Genomic DNA, 16,657 nt, shown 5'->3' with positions numbered 1-16,657 from the left:
GAGCGCACCCGGGCGCGAGGGACTTACCGGTAACGCCATGTCGCGCCCGGGTGCGCTCCTACGGGTTTATGGCTCTGATGCGTTACACCCAGCCACGTTTGCGAAACCACGCCAGCGGAACCACCATGCTCAGCACGATCACGCCTAGCGCCCAGTAGTAGGCATCGTGCCATTTGAGCTCGGGCATGTAGGCGAAGTTCATGCCCCAGATGCCGACCAGCACCGTTGGCGGAATGCCGACCACCGACGCCACCGCCATCACCTTCATCACGTTGTTCTGGTCCATGTTGATCATGCCCAGCACGCTGTCGAGCAGGAACTCGATGCGGTCGTCCATGTGCTGCTGGAACTCGCTCAGGGTGGTCAGGTCCTTGTGCAGCAAGCCGATGCGTTTGGCCGCATCGTTGCCGAACCAGTCCGGCGCAGTGCCGTCCAGATAGGTGACCAGGCGCAGCAGTCCCTGCCCGGCATTGTGCAGCCCGCCCAGACGCCGCCCCATGCCACCGACCTGATGCAGCATGCGCTCCAGGTCCTTGGTCTTGTGTGGGTTGTCGAACACCTGGCGGGTGGTGTCGGTGACCTCGGCTTCCAGCGATTCCAGCCGGTCTGCCAGCCGCCCCACCAGCTGGTCGAAGATGCGCAGCAGCAGATCGTCGGCGCTATGGCAGGGGTCATGTTGCAGCTGCGCCGCTACTGCATCCAGCGAACCCATGTGCTGCTCGCGCAGGGTCACCAGCATGGTGGGCGACAGCGCAAAGCCCAGCGGCGCGGTCGGGCCATCGTCGTCCTGAAAGCGCGGCACGTTGAGAAACAGCACCTCGCCCTGGCGCCGCACCCGGCTGGAGAATTCGATCTCGCCGATGGCTGCGCGATCCGGCAGCGCAAACCCCACCGTGTCTGCGGCCTGCGCCAGTTCCTGCGCGCTGGCCTGGCACAGGTCGACCCAGCACCCTTGTGTGTGCTGCGTTGTGGCGATCGGGTGCGTGGTGATCATGCGGTGGGCCGTGGCGATGGATGGCGGCGAGCATCCCGTTCCATCCGATCCGCGTCAACGTCACGCGCACAACGCGCTTAGCTGCCAGTGGCCTTTATCTCGGCGCCGTGCAGCTACACACGCCAAGGCCCCGCAATGCGGGGCCTTGAGGATGTCTTCGGTGGATGTATCGGCCGTGCGAGCGCTCAGCCGCTGCGCGCCTGCTGCCGCTTCACCGCATAGCCGATCGCCAGGATCAGGAACCACACCGGGCTGGCCAGCAGCGCCTGGCGCGTATCGGCCTGCAAGGTCAGCAGCACGATGACGAAGGCGAAGAACGCCAGGCACACGTAGCACATCAACACGCCACCGGGCATCTTGAACGCCGAGGCCGCGTGCTGCTCGGGCCGCTTGCGCCGGTACGCGATGTAGGCGCACAGGATCAACGACCACACGAACATGAAGAGCACCGCCGACAAGGTGGTGACCAGCGTGAACGCGGTGACCAGGTTGGGGATCAGATACACCAGCATCGCGCCCAGCAACAGGCACAGGCAGGAGAACAGCAGGCCGCGTGCCGGCACCGCCGCACGCGAGAGCTTGGCAAAGCCCTTGGGCGCGTGCTGCTCCTCGGCCAGGCCGTAGAGCATGCGGCTGGTGGAGAAGATGCCGCTGTTGGCCGAGGAGGTGGCCGAGGTCAGCACCACGAAGTTGATCAGGCTCGCAGCCGCCGGCACGCCGGCCAGCACGAACAGCTCCACGAACGGGCTCTTGTCGGCCACCACCTGCCGCCACGGCGTCACCGCCATGATCGCGACCAGCGCCAGCACATAGAAGATCAAGATGCGCACCGGGATCGAGTTGATCGCCTTGGGCAGGTTGCGGCGCGGGTCTGCGGTTTCCGCAGCGGTGGTGCCGACCAGCTCGATGCCGACGAAGGCGAATACCGCGATCTGGAACCCGGCAAAGAACCCGCCAATGCCCATCGGGAACATGCCGCCGTCGTTCCACAGGTTCGACAGCGAGGCCACGTTGCCCGACGGCGAACGGAAGCCCCAGGCCACCAGCCCGGCGCCGGTGATGATCAGCGCGCAGATGGCGATGATCTTGATCAGCGCAAACCAGAACTCCATCTCGCCGAACAACTTGACCGTCACCAGGTTCAGGCTCAGCAGCAACAGCACGCAGAGAATGGCGGGGATCCACGGCGCCAGGCCCGGAAACCAGAACTGCGCATAGGCGGCGATCGCGATGACATCGGCGATGGCGGTGATGATCCAGCAGAACCAGTACGTCCACCCGCAGAAGAACCCGGCCCACGGCCCGAGCAGGTCGGTGGAGAAGTCGATGAACGACTTGTACTCCAGGTTGGACAGCAGCAGTTCGCCCATCGCGCGCATCACGAAGAACAGCATCGCGCCGATGATCAGATACACGAACAGGATCGACGGGCCGGCCAGGCTGATCGTCTTGCCCGAGCCCATGAACAGCCCGGTGCCGATCGCGCCACCGATGGCGATCAGCTGCAGGTGGCGATTGGAGAGACTACGTTGCAGATGATCGGGCGCGGACGGATCAGACATGGGGCACGGCACCGGCAAGTGAACAAGCCGTCAAAAATACGAGATCGCGGCAGCGCACACCAGCGGTTTGCGTCGCCGTGCCGGGTAGGCTACTGCGGGCGCCGGCGCAGGTGGCCGGCTTGCCCCATCGTGGTGCGCCAGATATCCGCACGTCCGGCACTGCTCTCATCGAGGAATCGCAGCCCCGTCGATGCGCGCACCCCACGCCCCGAGCGTCATCGCCATTTGCCTGGCACCTGCGCATTGCAACGACCGACGCTGAAAGAATCCCGGTGCCGGCCGCGCACCAGGTGACTAATCGAGCTTAGCCGCGATTACCCCCCGTATTACCCACCCGCAAGCCCACCGCCAGCTCGGCCTGGCAAGGCCTGATCGTCATCTTCTTCCAGGTCGCCCACCTCCTCGCGCAAACCGCCTTGCTGCGGCGTCTGCTCTTCCAGCGGAATCTCCTCTTCATTGGTATCCGGGTCGGGGGTGCCGTGTGCCGACAGACCGGCATTGGCGATGGTCATCGGGCGCGCAGTGCGTGGATTGAGCTGCATGGAGTGGCTCCGGTGGGTTCGAAAGGAGCCCCGACAGTGCGCATCGCAGCGCTACCGCACCGTGATCCAGGGAGGGATCGTGCTGACATAGCGTTGACGCCGGCAGGCTGACGCGTGTCGACACGGCTCATCCACTTGGCACTTGGCGCCTGTCCCTGGCACTTGCGCTTGCACTGGCACTTGCACTTGGCACTTTGCGACCAAAAGACAAAGGGCCATTTCTATCGCCAAGGCAGTCTGCGTGCAAACGCCGCTGCGGCCTGGCCGGCCTGGAGCGCAAGCGTTGGCGCGTTCGCCTGAGATCGACTTGTCCGCTTGAGCCGTACTCGACCACGCCGTGCCGACCGCGACTATCATGGCCGCACTCCTTCGAGGCCACGCCATGCGCCATCGCATCTGCCTTGTAGTGCTGCTGAGCTGCGGCATCGCCCACGCGGCCGAGCCCGAGCCTGCCTCGCGCCTGGATGCGGTGCTGCAGTCCGGTGTGCTGCGGGTCTGCACCACCGGCGACTATCGTCCTTACTCGCTGCTGCGCGCCGACGGGCAGTTCGAAGGCAGCGATATCGCTCTGGCGCAATCGCTGGCCGGCAGCCTGGACGCGCGCGTGGAGTTCGTCCGCACCAGCTGGCCGCAACTGATGCCCGACCTGCTCGCCAACCGCTGCGACATCGCCGTCGGCGGCATTTCGGTCACCTTGCAACGGCAGCGCCAGGCCAGTTTCAGCACGATGCTGGACGTGGACGGCAAGATTCCGCTGGTGCGCTGCGCCGACCAGGCGCGCTACCGCAGCATCGCGCAACTCAATCGACCCGAGGTGCGCGTGATCGAGCCGCCCGGCGGCACCAACGAGGCCTTCGCACGCCACCAATTGCCGCGCGCAAGCCTGCGCCTGTTCGCCGACAACACCACCATCTTCCAGGAGCTGCTGGCGCAGCGCGCGGACGTGATGATCACCGACGCCTCCGAAGCGCTCCACCAGCAGGCACGCCTCCCCGGCCTGTGCGCGGTCGCACCGGAGCAGCCACTGCAATACGGCGAGAAGGCCTTCCCGCTACCGCGCAACGACCACGCCTGGAAAGCCTATGTCGACCAGTGGCTGCACCTGAGCAAGGCCAGCGGCGAGTACGCGCGCATCGTCGAAACCTGGCGTGCACCGCGCAAGGAATCCACGACGGCGCCGTGACGGGAATCGGGAATCGGGAATCGCAACAGCATCAAGCGCATCGCGACATTTCGATATAGCGCCCCTCCGATTCCCCATTCCCCATTCCCGATTCCCGCGGCGCACAGCGCCGCCCTCAGACAATCTTGGTCCGCCGCCACCAGCGCGAGACCTGCTCTTCGCGGATCAGCGTGAACAGCCCGGCGCCCAGAATCAGCGCGATGCCGACCGCCATCGGCCAGTCCAGGTGGTCGTGGAACAGCAGGTAGCCGAAGGCGATCGCCCACAGCATCTGGCTGTATTGCGTTGGCGCAACCACACTCACCGGCGCCATGCGCGTGGCATACATCAGGCAGATCGCCGCCAGGCCGGCAAGCAGGCCATAGCCGGCCAACAGGCCCCACTGAGACAGCGTGGGCCAGACAAAGGTCGGCAACATCATGATCCCGCCCATTACCAACGGGCCGATCACCCCGGCGCCGTACAGGGTCAGGCGTTTTTCGCTGTGGCCGGCCATGCGCAGGGTGATGACCGAGATGGCGCCGACCAGGCCGCACACGATCGCGGCCACATGCCCATGGGTGAGATGGCGAAAGCCCGGGCGCAGCACGATCAACACGCCGATGAAACCCACGATCACCGCCGACCAGCGCCGCCAGTGCACCTCTTCCTTGAGAAACACCACCGACAGCACGGTGACGAAGATCGGCATCAGGAAGATCAGCGCGAATGCCTCGGCCATCGGCAAGGTGGTGAACGCAATCACCGAGGTCAGATTGCCGATGGCGCCGGTAAGCGCACGCAACAGCCACAGGCTGGGTTGCTTGGCCATCACCAGTTCGCGCAACCGGTCGTCCGGCTTCTTCAGGAATGGCACGGCCACCAGCATCAGCAAGGCGCCGAGAAACAGCACTTCGTAGACCGGCAGCGTGCCTTCCAGCAGCTTCACGAACGCATCGCTAATCGAATAGGCCGCATAGCAGGCAAACCCCAACAACACACCCTTCAGCATTGCCGATCCTCCATTGCCGATCCTCCACGGTTGGCGCCAATCGGACACCATGTCGACGGGGCAGTGCGAAGTATGCGGTGCGGCGTGCGCCAGAGGAATCGGCGCAGGTCTCCGGGCACGGGCGCTCATGCACTGCCACCGGCACCGCCGCACACGGCCGCGCTGGCCACCGCGTTGCAGAACGGCCGCTGCGCCGCCCCCGCCGGCGTGCGGGTCATGCATTGGATGCCCATGCGCGGTGGGTCGGTTACGATGCCGGTCCATCCCTTGTAATGGCGACGCGCGTCACGCGCGCCGACCCCAGACCAGCGACCCGTGCCCCACTACTCCGGCCCACTCCTCACCTGCTCCGATGCCCAGGCACTGCTTGCCGCGCGCGGCAGTGGCCTGACCCAATGGACCGGCTCGCTGGACCTGGGCCGCAGTACCGGCATCGCGCAGCTGGACGCGCAGACCTGGCAGTGGCGTGGCCGGGGTTACCCGTACCCGGGCAAGCTCAAGGAGCGCACGCTGTACTTCTGGGACGGCGACGACTTCGCCCCGATCTCGCGCTTCGGCGGCGCGTTGATCAAGCTGGTCCCCACCGAATGGGGCGCGCCGACCTTCGAGATCGATGGCATCAAGATGCTGCCCTCGGCGCAGCTGTCGCCGTTCGAGGATGCGCGCCGCAAGGTGGCGCTGGTCGATCCGCGCGGCAAGGTCGTGCTGGATACCTGTGGCGGGCTGGGCTACTTCGCCGCCTGCTGCCTGGAGGCCGGGGTGGCGCAGCTGCAGTCGTTCGAGAAGAATGCCGACGTGCTGTGGCTGCGCACGCTCAATCCGTGGTCGCCGGATCCGGACGATGCCGCCCACGGCGGGCGTCTGCAGCTGACCCAGGCGGATATCTCGCAGCACATCGCCACGCTGGCTGACGGTGCGTTCGACGCCATCCTGCATGACCCGCCGCGTTTCGGCATCGCCGGCGAGCTGTACTCGCAGCTGTTCTACGACCAGCTGGCGCGGGTGTTGCGGCGTGGCGGGCGCCTGTTCCATTACACCGGCGCGCCCAACCGGCTCACCAGCGGGCGCGATGTGCCCAACGAGGTAAGCAAACGCCTGAGCAAGGCTGGTTTCAGCACGCAACTGGCGCTGGATGGCGTGCTGGCAACGCTGCCGACGCGGCGCTGATCGCACGCGTCTTGCGGCAACTGAAACGCGCGGTCAGCAGCAGCCAGCCATCCGGCGATACTGTGCGCCAAACTGCGTTACAGCAGACACAGGCCGCGTCGAGTATCGGCTAGCCATGCGCGGAGCGCATCGCGTCTGCCACCCGCATCTGGCATGCAAACGGATCTGCGATACTGCACTGCCCACGACAAGGACGTTGCATGCGCATCCACCTTACGACCTGGTTGCTCTCCGCGCTGTTGACGACGACGGGCGCGCCAGTCCACGCGCAGACCGCGCCGCAAACACCGTCACCGTCGCAACCCATGTCCGACGTCACCGCCCGCCATCCGGTGACCACCGCCGTCCTGGCCGGGCGCGCGATTCGCCTGGGCGAACACGCCGGCAAGTGCGCGCTGCTGCGCGATGATGAAGTGCTCCCGCTGGGCATCGGCGCGCCGTGCTACTTCAGCATCAATCGCGAGCATGGCGCCCAGGTGCATCACTTCAACGGTAGCGATATCGTGCTCGTGCAACACGCCCACCCCCGGGCGGAGCCGGACTGGGACATCAAGCTGTACGGGCCGATCTGCGCATTCGAAGCGCAGGCCGTGCGCGAGGTGGATGGCGTGCTGGAACCCGGCAGCGTCGCCAATTCGTGGCACTGCGACCCCACCGTGGGCGCCGATCAGAAGCAGTTCGTCTACAGCTACGACACCTGGCCCAAGCGCGAGACGCAGGCGCCATCGCGCAAGCAAAAGCAAACGCAGCCCTGATTGCCGCATGACGCGCAGGTGTCGATCGGCGCAGGCGGTTGCCACCGCCTTGCGACCCGTTTGCTGATCAACACCGTGTACTGACCAGCGGCTCGCCGCACGCGGGCGCAGCCGCGTCGTCGTCGACAGTGCGGCACCGCAGTTGCGCATGCCGTGGAGCACCGCGCAGGTCATCGCCGGCCGCGTCTGTGCGCCGTCCAGGCGACGTAGGCGAACCAGGCGATGACCGCCAACGGCACACTGGTCAGTAACGCATCCCAGCCGATGGCGATCCAGAACCGCTGCGGGTCTGCATCCGCATGGAAGATCCTGGTCGGCCGGCCGCGGATGACGCTGATATAGCGCCCCGTGACGATCGCCTCCAGCAACAGCCACAGCCGCATGCAGCAGGCGATCGCCACGACAACGGCCCCCCCGCCGATGATCCATTCATGGATCCGGGATGCTGCGGGCGCTGGCGCAGGTGGCGGTGATTTGGGCCGCTTTTTTTTCACGCGGGCATCGGTTCGATGGAGGCGGCGCAGTGTACGCCCATGGGTGTCGGGCGATCGCGGGCAGAGCCTGGTGACCGCTGCCACGCACCACCGCGCGCACTGCACTCGGTGCATCAGCGAGCGCTGCGGCAGCCAGGCCGCAGGCGCCCTCATCCACGCGTCAACATACCGCCCACTGATCGCGCCCGGCGGTCTTGGCGGCGTACAGGGCAAGATCGGCCTGCCCCAGCAGCACATCCAGCCCGGTTCCTGCAGTCACGCTCACCGCGCCCATGCAGAAGCGCACCGGCTGGTCGGTGGGCAGGCCGGCGATCTCGATCGCGGCCACGGCATTACGCAGCCGCGTAAACACGGCAGGAATCTCTTCTGCGCTGCAGCCCGGCAGCACCAGCAGGAATTCCTCCCCGCCCAGCCGTCCCAGGCGATCCTGCGTCCGCAGCGCCAGCCTGGAGGCGCAGGCAAGCGCCTTGAGCACGGCATCGCCGGCAGCATGCCCGTGCACGTCGTTGATCAGCTTGAAGTGGTCCAGGTCGATCAATGCCAGCATGCACGGCACCTGCGAGCGCACCGATTGCTCGACCTGCTGCTGCGCCTCGGCGCGAATGGCGCGGCGGTTGGGCAGGCCGGTGAGCTCGTCGCGCATCGCCAGCCGCGAGAGTTGCCGCCGATGGCACGCACCGAAGGCCAGCACCACCAACGCACCCAGCAACAACAGGCAGGCCGCACACAGGGCGATCCACAAGGCGCGTTGACCGGCTTCGCGGGCCTGCAAGGCCAGTTGCGCGGTCTCGCTGCGCCGGCGCAGCTCGGCGGTTTCGGCGCCACGGCGCGCGTCTTCGTAACGCGCCTGCAGGCGCAGCATCACGGTGTCGCGCTGGCGATCCAGGCTCTGCGCGCGCAGCGTGTTGGCGCGTTGCAGTTCCTGGTATGCCTCGGCATGACGCCCCTCCGCCGCCAGTGCCTGGGCAATGGCATCGAGCAGTTTCGCGCGCCGTCCCAGCGACAGATGGGGGTCGTCCGCCGCCTTGGCCGCGACGATCTCCACGCCGAGGCTGCCGGACTTGAGCGCGGTCAATGCCTGCAGCAACACCGCATGGCAGGCGGCCACCCGGCCGACATTGCCCTGGCGTTGCATCAACGGCAGTGCCTCGCGCGCCATTGCCAATGCCGCGGTGGCATCGCCGGCTTCGATCAGGACCTCGCTGCCGCTGGTCAATGCCGCGGCCACACCGGCCTGATCGCCCAGCTCGCGACTGAGCGCCAGCGCGCGCTTGAAATGCAGCAACGCCGCGTCCGGCTGCTGCGCTGCCAGCGACGTGCCGTACTCGTATTCGATCAGGCTGCGCTGAAAGCGTGCCGGCTGGCCGCGCAGGCGCTCCAGGGCGCGCTGCAGGTAGTCTTCGGCGTCGTTGTCCTCGGTCGAGCGGCCACCCACGCGGCTGGCCAGCGAGCCGAGCTGGGTCAAGGCATCCAGCTCCAGGCCCAGGCTGTGTTCGCGCACTGCGCACTGGTAGCTGGCCTGTGCGGCGTTCCAGGCCTCGTCGCTGCTGCCGGAGGCGAGCATGCTCCACATGTCGACCGCCTCGACCTCGCACAGCAGATCGTTGCGCCCCAGCGCACGCGCCTGCTGACGCAGCGCTTCCAGCCGCGCCAGCATGCCGCGGTTGGGACTCTCGCGCACATCGCTGAGCGCCTGCACGATCGCCAGCCACAGCTGCGCCTGCGCCGTGTTGCCACGCACGTTCGTCAACATCGCACGCGCCTGGGCCAGGGCCGCCTGGCGGCGCTCGCTCTCTTCCAGGGAAATCAGCACGCGCGCCTGCGCCAGCAAGGCCCAGAACTGCGCGTCGGCATCGCCATCGCTGCGGGCACGCTGCAACGCGGCCTGGGCGACCTGCAGGGCGGCCCTGGGGTCGTCGATCGTGGCGGTTTCGATGCGCTTCCATGGCTGCGGCTGCGCCCACAGCGTCGCACTGCACAGCATCGCGGCCATCGCAACGACCATGCGCCGCCAGCGCGGCGTCGCGCCGCTCATCGGGCCCTCACGGCGACGACAAGCCACACCGCATGGCTGCCGTGGACGGGACATGCCGCCCGCCCCGTATCGGGTTTGCTGGTTGCTGCAGCACTGAAGCTCTCCCGTGGCTGGCTGGCTGGCGGTGGAATCGGAGCGACGTCGGCGTCTGCCTGACGCCGCGATGCAAACACACGGTCATGATGACTGGCGAGCGCGGCAGGTCATGTGATCGCCACGCATTGCGCCAGGATCGTTAGCGGCCTGCGGGCTGCGGGCTTGAATCGGCCTGCAGCTCGTGCCGGTGGCAACCGGCGGCCGCGCGCGTTGCGAAACGCCTGCGACCCGGCAGGCTGGCCGCAGCCGCCCTGCTGCACTCGCCGGATGCGGCCCGGCGACAGCCACGTAAACTGCCGCACGGCACCTGCCGCCCCCACCGATCCTGGAGACGCCGTGACATCCCGCCTGCCCCGCATGCTCACGCTGCTTGCCGTCGCCTTGCTGTCGGCCTGCGCCACCCAGGCGCCGCGCGCGCCACAGCGCTCGCCGGACGCGGTCAAGGCCGACATCGCCCGGCGCCTGCCGACCACGCTGACCGATCGCGCCGGCTGGGCCGACGATGTGTACGTGGCACTGTCCTCGCAGGGGCTGGACACCAGCGCCGAGGACATCTGCGCGGTGCTGGCGGTGACCGAGCAGGAGTCGACCTACCAGGCCAACCCGGTCGTGCCCAATCTCGGCAGGATTTCGCGCGCGGAGATCGACCGCCGCGCCAGCGCGCATCACATCCCCGGCTTCATGGTCGATACCGCCTTGCGCATCGCCTCGCCCGATGGCCGCAGCTATGCCACGCGCATTGCCAGCGCGCGCACCGAACAGGAGCTGAGCCGCATCTTCGAAGACTTCACCGGCAGCGTGCCGCTGGGCGCGCGCCTGTTCGACGGGCTCAATCCGGTGCATACCGCCGGGCCGATGCAGGTCAGCATCGCGTTTGCCGAGCAGCACGCCGAGCGCTATCCGTATCCGCCTGGCGACTCGATCCGCCACGAGGTCTTCAGCCGCCGCGGCGGGCTGTGGTTCGGCACCCGGCACCTGCTCGGCTACCCGGCCAGTTACGACGCGCTGCTGTACCGCTTTGCCGACTTCAACGCCGGCTGGTACGCCAGCCGCAATGCCGCGTTCCAGGCAGCGCTGAGCAAGGCCAGCGGGATCGCATTGACCCTGGACGGCGACCTGCTGACGCCCGGCGCCAGCCTGGATGCGCCCGGCGCCACCGAACGCGCCGCACGCGCCCTGGGCAGCCAGCTGGCGATGAGTGACCGTCAGCTCCGCCGTGCCCTGGAGGCCGGCAACTCCATCGATTTCCAGGACACCGAGCTGTATCGCCAGGTGTTCGCGCTGGCCGAGCGCAGCGCCGGCAAACCGCTGCCACGGGCGGTACTGCCCGGCATCACCCTGGACAGCCCCAAGATCACCCGCACCCTCACCACCGCCTGGTTCGCGCAACGTGTGAACGAGCGCTGGAAGCGCTGCATGGGCAAGTAGTCGCCGGTGCCGCAGGGCGAGCGGCACCTGGGGCGCCACGCCTGGCATCTTCGTTCCACGGCAAGGCACGACGTTTGGCAGGGTCGCATGCCCTGCCCGCACACGTAGCATGCGAGGTTGCACCGCCGTTGTCGGCGCGCACCCTTTTGATGAGGTCCACATGCCCACACCGTTGCCGTTGCGCCACCTGCTCGCTGCCCTGATGACCGCCCTGCTGCCCGCGGTGGCCAGCGCGCAGGCACCGGGCGTGACCGAGGCCGACTACGCCCGTGCCGAGCGCCTGATCTACTACGCCGCGCAGCCCCTGGTCGACCATGCGGCCACGCGCGTGACCTGGCTGGATGCCACCCATGTGGTCTACGTCGACCACGATGCCAAGGGCGACCGCCTGCTGCAGCTGGACACCGCCACCGGCAAGACCGCGCCGCTGTTCAAGCCCGCGGCGCTGGCCACCGCGCTCAACACCCTGCTCAAGACCGGTGACAAGCCGCTCAAGGCCGCCACCCTGGCGCCCAAGGTCAGCCTTGGCGCCGATGGCCGCTACCGCCTCAACGTGCGCGACACCGCGGTGGTCTGCGACGCCCGTGCGCGCTGCAGCAAGCTGTATGCGAAGGACAAGCCCGAACCGGGCGTGCTGTCGCCGGACAAGCGCAGCGAAGCGTTCATCCGCAACTGGAACCTGTGGGTGCGTGATCTGGCCAGCGGCCAGGAAACCCAGCTCACCCGCGATGGCGTGGAAAACTTCGGCTACGCCACCGACAACGCCGGCTGGCAGCACAGCGACAACGCCATCGTGGCGTGGTCGCCGGACTCGCGCAAGATCGCCACCTTCCAGCAGGACCAGCGCAAGACCGGCGACATGTACCTGGTCAGCACCAAGCTTGGGCATCCGGAACTGCAGTCGTGGAAATACCCGCTGGCCGGCGACAAAGACGTGACCACGATCGAGCGCGTGATCATCGACGTGCCCAGTGCCAGCGTGGTGCGGCTGAAGATGCCAGCCGACCAGCACCGCTCCACGCTGTGCGACGACGTGAGCTGCTCGCCGGGCCTGTGGGACGACGTGAAGTGGGCGCCGGACAGCAAGACCCTGGCATTCGCCTCGACCTCGCGCTTCCACAAGCAAGTCTGGCTGCGCATCGCCGATGCCGGCACCGGCGCCGTGCGCACTGCCTTCGACGAAACCGCCAAGACCTATTACGAAAGTGGCCAGGTCGCCGCCAACTGGGCCTACCTGCCCGGCAGCAACGAGGCGGTGTGGTTCTCCGAGCGCAGCGACTGGGGCCAGCTGTATCTCTACGACCTGGCCACCGGCAAACCCAAGCGCGCGATCACCAGCGGCGAAGGCAACGTCACCGAACTGCTGCGCGTGGACCCGGTGACGCGCACTGCATGGTTTGTCGGCGTAGGCCGCACGCCGGGCGTGGACCCGTATTACCAGCAGCTGTGGAAGGTGAGCCTGGACGGCGGCGAGCCGGTGCTGCTCACGCCCGAGGTCGCCGACCACAGCATCGCGCTGTCGCCCGATGGCAAGCGCTTCGTCGACACCTATTCCACCTCGGTCACGCCGCCGGTAAGCGTGCTGCGCGATGCAACCGACGGGCGCACGCTCGGCACCATCGCCACCGCCGACATCAGCCGCCTGAAGGCCGCCGGCTGGGTGCCGCCGGAGCCGATCACGGTCAAGGCGCGCGATGGCAAGACCACGCTGTATGGCCTGATGTTCAAGCCGACGAATTTCGATCCCGCGCGCAAGTACCCGGTGATCGACTACGTCTACCCCGGCCCGCAGACCGGCTCGGTGCGCGGCCGCAGCTTCCTGGCCGGCCATGGCGACAACCAGTCGCTGGCCGAACTGGGCTTCATCGTGATCGCCATCGATGGCATGGGCACGCCGTGGCGCTCCAAGACCTTCCACGACACCTGGTACGCCAACATGGGCGACAACACCCTGCCCGACCAGGTGGCCGCGGTGAAGGAACTCGGCCAGCGCTACCGGTGGTTCGATACCAGCCGCGTCGGCATCTGGGGGCATTCGGGTGGCGGCAATGCGTCCACCGCCGCGATGCTGCGCTACCCGGAGCTGTTCAAGGTGGCGTGGTCGGAAAGCGGCAACCACGACAACCGTGGCTACGAGGACGACTGGGCCGAGAAGTATCACGGCGAGCACATCGTCAACAAGGACGGCACCTCCAACTACGATGACCAGGCCAACGCCACCCGCGCCAGCAAGCTCAAGGGCAAGCTGATGCTGGTGCACGGCACGCTGGACGACAACGTGCCGCCGTACCTGACGTTGCTGGTCGCCGATGCGCTGATCAAGGCCAACAAGGACTTCGACATGCTGATGCTGCCCAACGCCAAACACGGCTACGGCGAGCTCACCCCCTACGTCGCCCGCCGCCGCTGGGACTACTTCGTGCAGCACCTGCTCGGCGCCACCCCGCCGGCGCAGTATCAGATGAAGCCGATGCCGGAGAAGTAGGCGACGCTGGAAGCGGCATCGTCGGCCATCGACGGTGCCGCGCTATCGCGCAGTTGAACCGGGAGTGCAGAGAAAGCGGCGCCGCAGCCAGCCTGCGCCGTCGTGCAGCATCGGCCCTGGGCGCGACACCATGCCCCCCAGGAACCGTAGGAGCGGACCCGGCCGCGACGCCCTACCCGCACACGCAAACGCCGCAACACAGCACCGCAAAGGAATGCAGGCGCACACGGTACAGCTGCCACATCAAACCGCATGCACCACCACCGGCACGCGAGATCACGCGCCCCATCAGGCAACACCTGGTGGAACGCCACCCCGTTACTTCGCGGTCCCACCACCCAGCTGCTTGCCCAAGAACGCCAGCAAGCGCGTGTAGTACTCGCGTCGGTGCGCCTCGGTGTAGAAGCCGTGGCCCTCGTTGGGGAAGTACAGCGACTCCACCGGCACCCCCGCACCCTTCAACGCGCGTTCCATGGCCTTGGTATGCTCGATCGGCGCGCGCTCGTCCTTGCCGCCGGCCGCCAGAAACACCGGCACCTTGATCTGCTTGGCCAGCACCACCGGCGAGCGCGTAGCCAGGGTGTCACGTGCACCCAGCCAGTCGCCGGTCCAGTTCTTTGCCCAACGCGCGGAGCGCGCGGTGTCGCGGGCCATCATGTCCAGATCGTAGACGCCAACATAGCCAGCGGCGCAGCGGTACACCGCCGGCTCCTTGGCAACCCCCATCAGCGCAGCGTAACCACCGTAGCTGGCACCGTAGAGACAGATGCGCGAGGCATCGGCCACTCCCTGCGCGATAGCCCAGCGGGTGGCATCGGTGAGATCGTCCTGCATGCGCCCACCCCACTCCCTGGCACCGGCCTGGGTGAAGGCACGCCCGTAATTGGCCGAGCCGCGGTAATTGACGCGCAGCACCGCGTAACCGGCTGCGGCCAGCAGCTGGGTGTCGTCGTCGAACTCCCATTTGTCGAAGATCCCGAACGGGCCACCATGCGGCATCACGATCAACGGCAGCGGCTTGCCTGCCTCGGCGTGCAGCGGCTGGGTCAGATAGCCGTGCAACTCCAGGCCATCGCGCGCCTTGAAGCTCACCTGCCTGCTCGCCGGCACGCCATCGGGCGGAAACCACTCGCGGCGGCTGAACACCCGGTCGGCCTTCTTGCTGACCGTGTCGAACAAATAATAATCGCCGTTGTTGCGATCGCTCCACACATACACCAGCACCAGGCGACGGTCGCGGGTGGCCGAGGTGATGTAGACCGCATTGCCGTCGAAGGCTTTTTCCAGGCTGCGGTAGAGCCTTGCCGTCGGCGACTTCTCGTCGAAGAAGCGGTTGCGCACCCGGTCGCTCATGTAGGACGCACCGATCGGCGTGGTGCCATCCAGGTCGCGCAGGATCCGGTAGGGGTCGACGGTGTCGTCGTGCAACAACGGCGTGGACTTTCCGCTGGCCGGGTCCCATCCCACCAGCACATCGGTGCCGGTCGCCTGCTCCACTTGCAGGTAGGCCTGGCTGCCATCGGCCGCAAAGCCGAGCGGAAACGCACGATGCCCGCTGCTGGCGGCATCGTTGACCAATCGCCACGGCGCAGCATCGTCGTCGCGGTAATACAGCTTGCTGACGTTGGTCACATCGGCGCCGTTGGCAAAGCGGATGCGCCCCTGCTGGTCGGTCACGAAGTTCGCACGACGCACCGGCGATGTCGCCACGGTACTGCGCCGGCCGGTCAGGATATCCAGCTTGTCGATGCGGATGCTCGGGTCGCCGACGAACGGGATCGTGGACACCAGGATGTTGCGCGGATCACCGGGCAAGGTATCGAGCATGAACGTGCCAGGCTCCAGGTCCATCTTCAACTGCACGCCGTTGATCTCCGAATTGGTGCCATAGGGGCTGGCCAACAGACGGCCATTCTTGCCATCGGCGTCGATGGCATGCAGTTGCCCGATCGCCATCGGCTCGTCGCGCGAACCCAGCCGCTGCGCCATCGACACCACGATGCGGTCGTCGCTGGCCCACCAGAAATCGTCCACCACGCTGTTGGCGCCACCGGTGACTTTCGCGGTGGCCACCTTGTCCTGGCGCCGCACGATGCCCAGCACGGTGCGATCTTCCAGCGGCATGGTGAGCGCGAAATAGTCGCCCGTCGGCGAGATCTTGATCCGCTCGAACTGGTCGCTTTTGAGATAGGGCGTCAGATCCACCGGTTGCGGCGGCGTCTGCGCGCAAACCGATCCGGTGATTGCCATCGCCACCGCCAGTGCGACAGTCGCCTTCCTCATCCAGTAATGCATTGCGACACTCCGCCTCTTCCTTGGTCCACCTATGGTGGCAAAGGCGGTTGGCGGCGTCCATCCTCTGGCGTGACGTTGGATGCGTTCACAGCGAGATGCCGCGTACCACGCACGGCCGCCTGGCAATGCCTGGCCTGCCCCTGATGTGCTCAGACACCGCCCCGTGTGCGCACACCCAGCAAGCCGATGCGCCGGAACCACATCTCCAGCGGCACCGTCACCAGCGGCGGCAACGCGGCCAGCAGGCTCAGCGCCCACGCCCACCACGGCCAGCGCAGCCGCAGCGCGGCGAACACGCTGACCGCCACATAGAACAGGAAGGCCGCGCCATGCAGGCGCCCGAATACCCACACCACCAGCTCGGTGGTGTGGGTACCGTACTTGAGCAACATGCCGACCAACAGCCCGGCCCAGGTCAGCCCTTCGAAAAAGGCGGCGGCGGCAAACAGCCGGCCGATCGGCGACAACGCAGAAGAAGCACGCATGCAACACTCCAGACGGACAGGGATTGCCGCGACGCGATGGCGGCGGCGACGCCCGCTGGCCACCGCATTCTACAGAGCGCATCGCGCACCAGCCGCCCGCCGTCGTTCCTGGCGATAATGGGCGCCCTTTGCATCACCTGCCGGC

The 16,657-nt window shown here is 67.1% G+C and carries 13 protein-coding genes; 5 read left to right on the top strand and 8 right to left on the bottom strand.

Going from position 1 to position 16,657, the window contains the following annotated elements:
- Positions 1 to 82: 82 nt before the first annotated feature.
- The 3 genes from H7A86_RS03110 to H7A86_RS03100 all read right to left on the bottom strand — a co-directional run bounded on the left by H7A86_RS03110 (position 83) and on the right by H7A86_RS03100 (position 3,098).
- The gene (locus tag H7A86_RS03110) at positions 83 to 994 is read right to left on the bottom strand and encodes a CorA family divalent cation transporter (RefSeq protein ID WP_119130553.1); all 912 of its coding nucleotides are present in this window, start codon (positions 992 to 994) and stop codon (positions 83 to 85) included.
- Positions 995 to 1,179: 185 nt separating this feature from the next.
- A complete protein-coding gene (gene cycA / locus H7A86_RS03105) occupies positions 1,180 to 2,556 on the bottom strand; it encodes a D-serine/D-alanine/glycine transporter (protein ID WP_104649257.1) in 1,377 nt (458 codons plus the stop codon).
- Positions 2,557 to 2,882: 326 nt separating this feature from the next.
- Positions 2,883 to 3,098: a hypothetical protein gene (locus H7A86_RS03100; RefSeq protein ID WP_119130551.1), complete on the bottom strand. Its 216-nt coding sequence runs from the start codon at positions 3,096 to 3,098 to the stop codon at positions 2,883 to 2,885.
- A 382-nt stretch (positions 3,099 to 3,480) separates the two neighbouring features.
- Between H7A86_RS03100 and H7A86_RS03095 the strand changes: the two genes are divergently transcribed.
- The gene (locus tag H7A86_RS03095) at positions 3,481 to 4,281 is read left to right on the top strand and encodes a transporter substrate-binding domain-containing protein (protein WP_119130549.1); all 801 of its coding nucleotides are present in this window, start codon (positions 3,481 to 3,483) and stop codon (positions 4,279 to 4,281) included.
- 115 nt (positions 4,282 to 4,396) lie between these two features.
- Here the strand turns inward: H7A86_RS03095 and H7A86_RS03090 are convergent, their stop codons facing one another.
- Positions 4,397 to 5,272: a DMT family transporter gene (locus H7A86_RS03090; protein ID WP_046345616.1), complete on the bottom strand. Its 876-nt coding sequence runs from the start codon at positions 5,270 to 5,272 to the stop codon at positions 4,397 to 4,399.
- A 315-nt stretch (positions 5,273 to 5,587) separates the two neighbouring features.
- Here H7A86_RS03090 and H7A86_RS03085 point away from each other — a divergent pair, with 315 nt between their 5' ends.
- Together H7A86_RS03085 and H7A86_RS03080 are read left to right on the top strand one after the other, a co-directional pair.
- Positions 5,588 to 6,439, top strand: a complete 852-nt coding sequence (locus tag H7A86_RS03085) for a class I SAM-dependent methyltransferase (RefSeq protein WP_119130547.1) — start codon at positions 5,588 to 5,590, stop codon at positions 6,437 to 6,439.
- 200 nt (positions 6,440 to 6,639) lie between these two features.
- The gene (locus tag H7A86_RS03080) at positions 6,640 to 7,194 is read left to right on the top strand and encodes a hypothetical protein (RefSeq protein WP_180708024.1); all 555 of its coding nucleotides are present in this window, start codon (positions 6,640 to 6,642) and stop codon (positions 7,192 to 7,194) included.
- Between the two features lie 170 nt (positions 7,195 to 7,364).
- Here H7A86_RS03080 and H7A86_RS03075 read toward each other — a convergent pair whose 3' ends face one another.
- Together H7A86_RS03075 and H7A86_RS03070 are read right to left on the bottom strand one after the other, a co-directional pair.
- Positions 7,365 to 7,577 (bottom strand): hypothetical protein, encoded by a 213-nt coding sequence (locus H7A86_RS03075; protein ID WP_119130657.1) that lies wholly within the window; start codon positions 7,575 to 7,577, stop codon positions 7,365 to 7,367.
- 271 nt (positions 7,578 to 7,848) lie between these two features.
- A complete protein-coding gene (locus H7A86_RS03070; RefSeq protein WP_119130543.1) occupies positions 7,849 to 9,723 on the bottom strand; it encodes a GGDEF domain-containing protein in 1,875 nt (624 codons plus the stop codon).
- A gap of 432 nt (positions 9,724 to 10,155) precedes the next feature.
- On the opposite strand from H7A86_RS03070, the gene H7A86_RS03065 reads away from it, so the two are divergent.
- Together H7A86_RS03065 and H7A86_RS03060 are read left to right on the top strand one after the other, a co-directional pair.
- Complete coding sequence (locus H7A86_RS03065; RefSeq protein ID WP_119130541.1) at positions 10,156 to 11,247, top strand: DUF1615 domain-containing protein; 1,092 nt, start codon at positions 10,156 to 10,158, stop codon at positions 11,245 to 11,247.
- Positions 11,248 to 11,407: 160 nt separating this feature from the next.
- A complete protein-coding gene (locus tag H7A86_RS03060; RefSeq protein WP_180708023.1) occupies positions 11,408 to 13,732 on the top strand; it encodes a S9 family peptidase in 2,325 nt (774 codons plus the stop codon).
- A gap of 318 nt (positions 13,733 to 14,050) precedes the next feature.
- On the opposite strand, the gene H7A86_RS03055 is transcribed toward H7A86_RS03060, so the two are convergent.
- Entirely contained in the window at positions 14,051 to 15,982 is a 1,932-nt protein-coding gene (locus H7A86_RS03055; protein ID WP_119130656.1) for an alpha/beta hydrolase family protein, read from the bottom strand.
- Between the two features lie 194 nt (positions 15,983 to 16,176).
- Positions 16,177 to 16,512 carry a DUF3817 domain-containing protein gene (locus H7A86_RS03050; RefSeq protein WP_180708022.1) on the bottom strand — a complete coding sequence of 112 codons (336 nt, stop codon included), beginning with the start codon at positions 16,510 to 16,512 and terminating at the stop codon, positions 16,177 to 16,179.
- Between the last annotated feature and the right edge of the window lie 145 nt (positions 16,513 to 16,657).

The sequence above is a fragment of the Xanthomonas euroxanthea genome (assembly GCF_903989455.1).
Taxonomy (GTDB): Bacteria; Pseudomonadota; Gammaproteobacteria; order Xanthomonadales; family Xanthomonadaceae; genus Xanthomonas; species Xanthomonas euroxanthea.
This window is presented reverse-complemented; position numbering and strand designations above follow the sequence as displayed.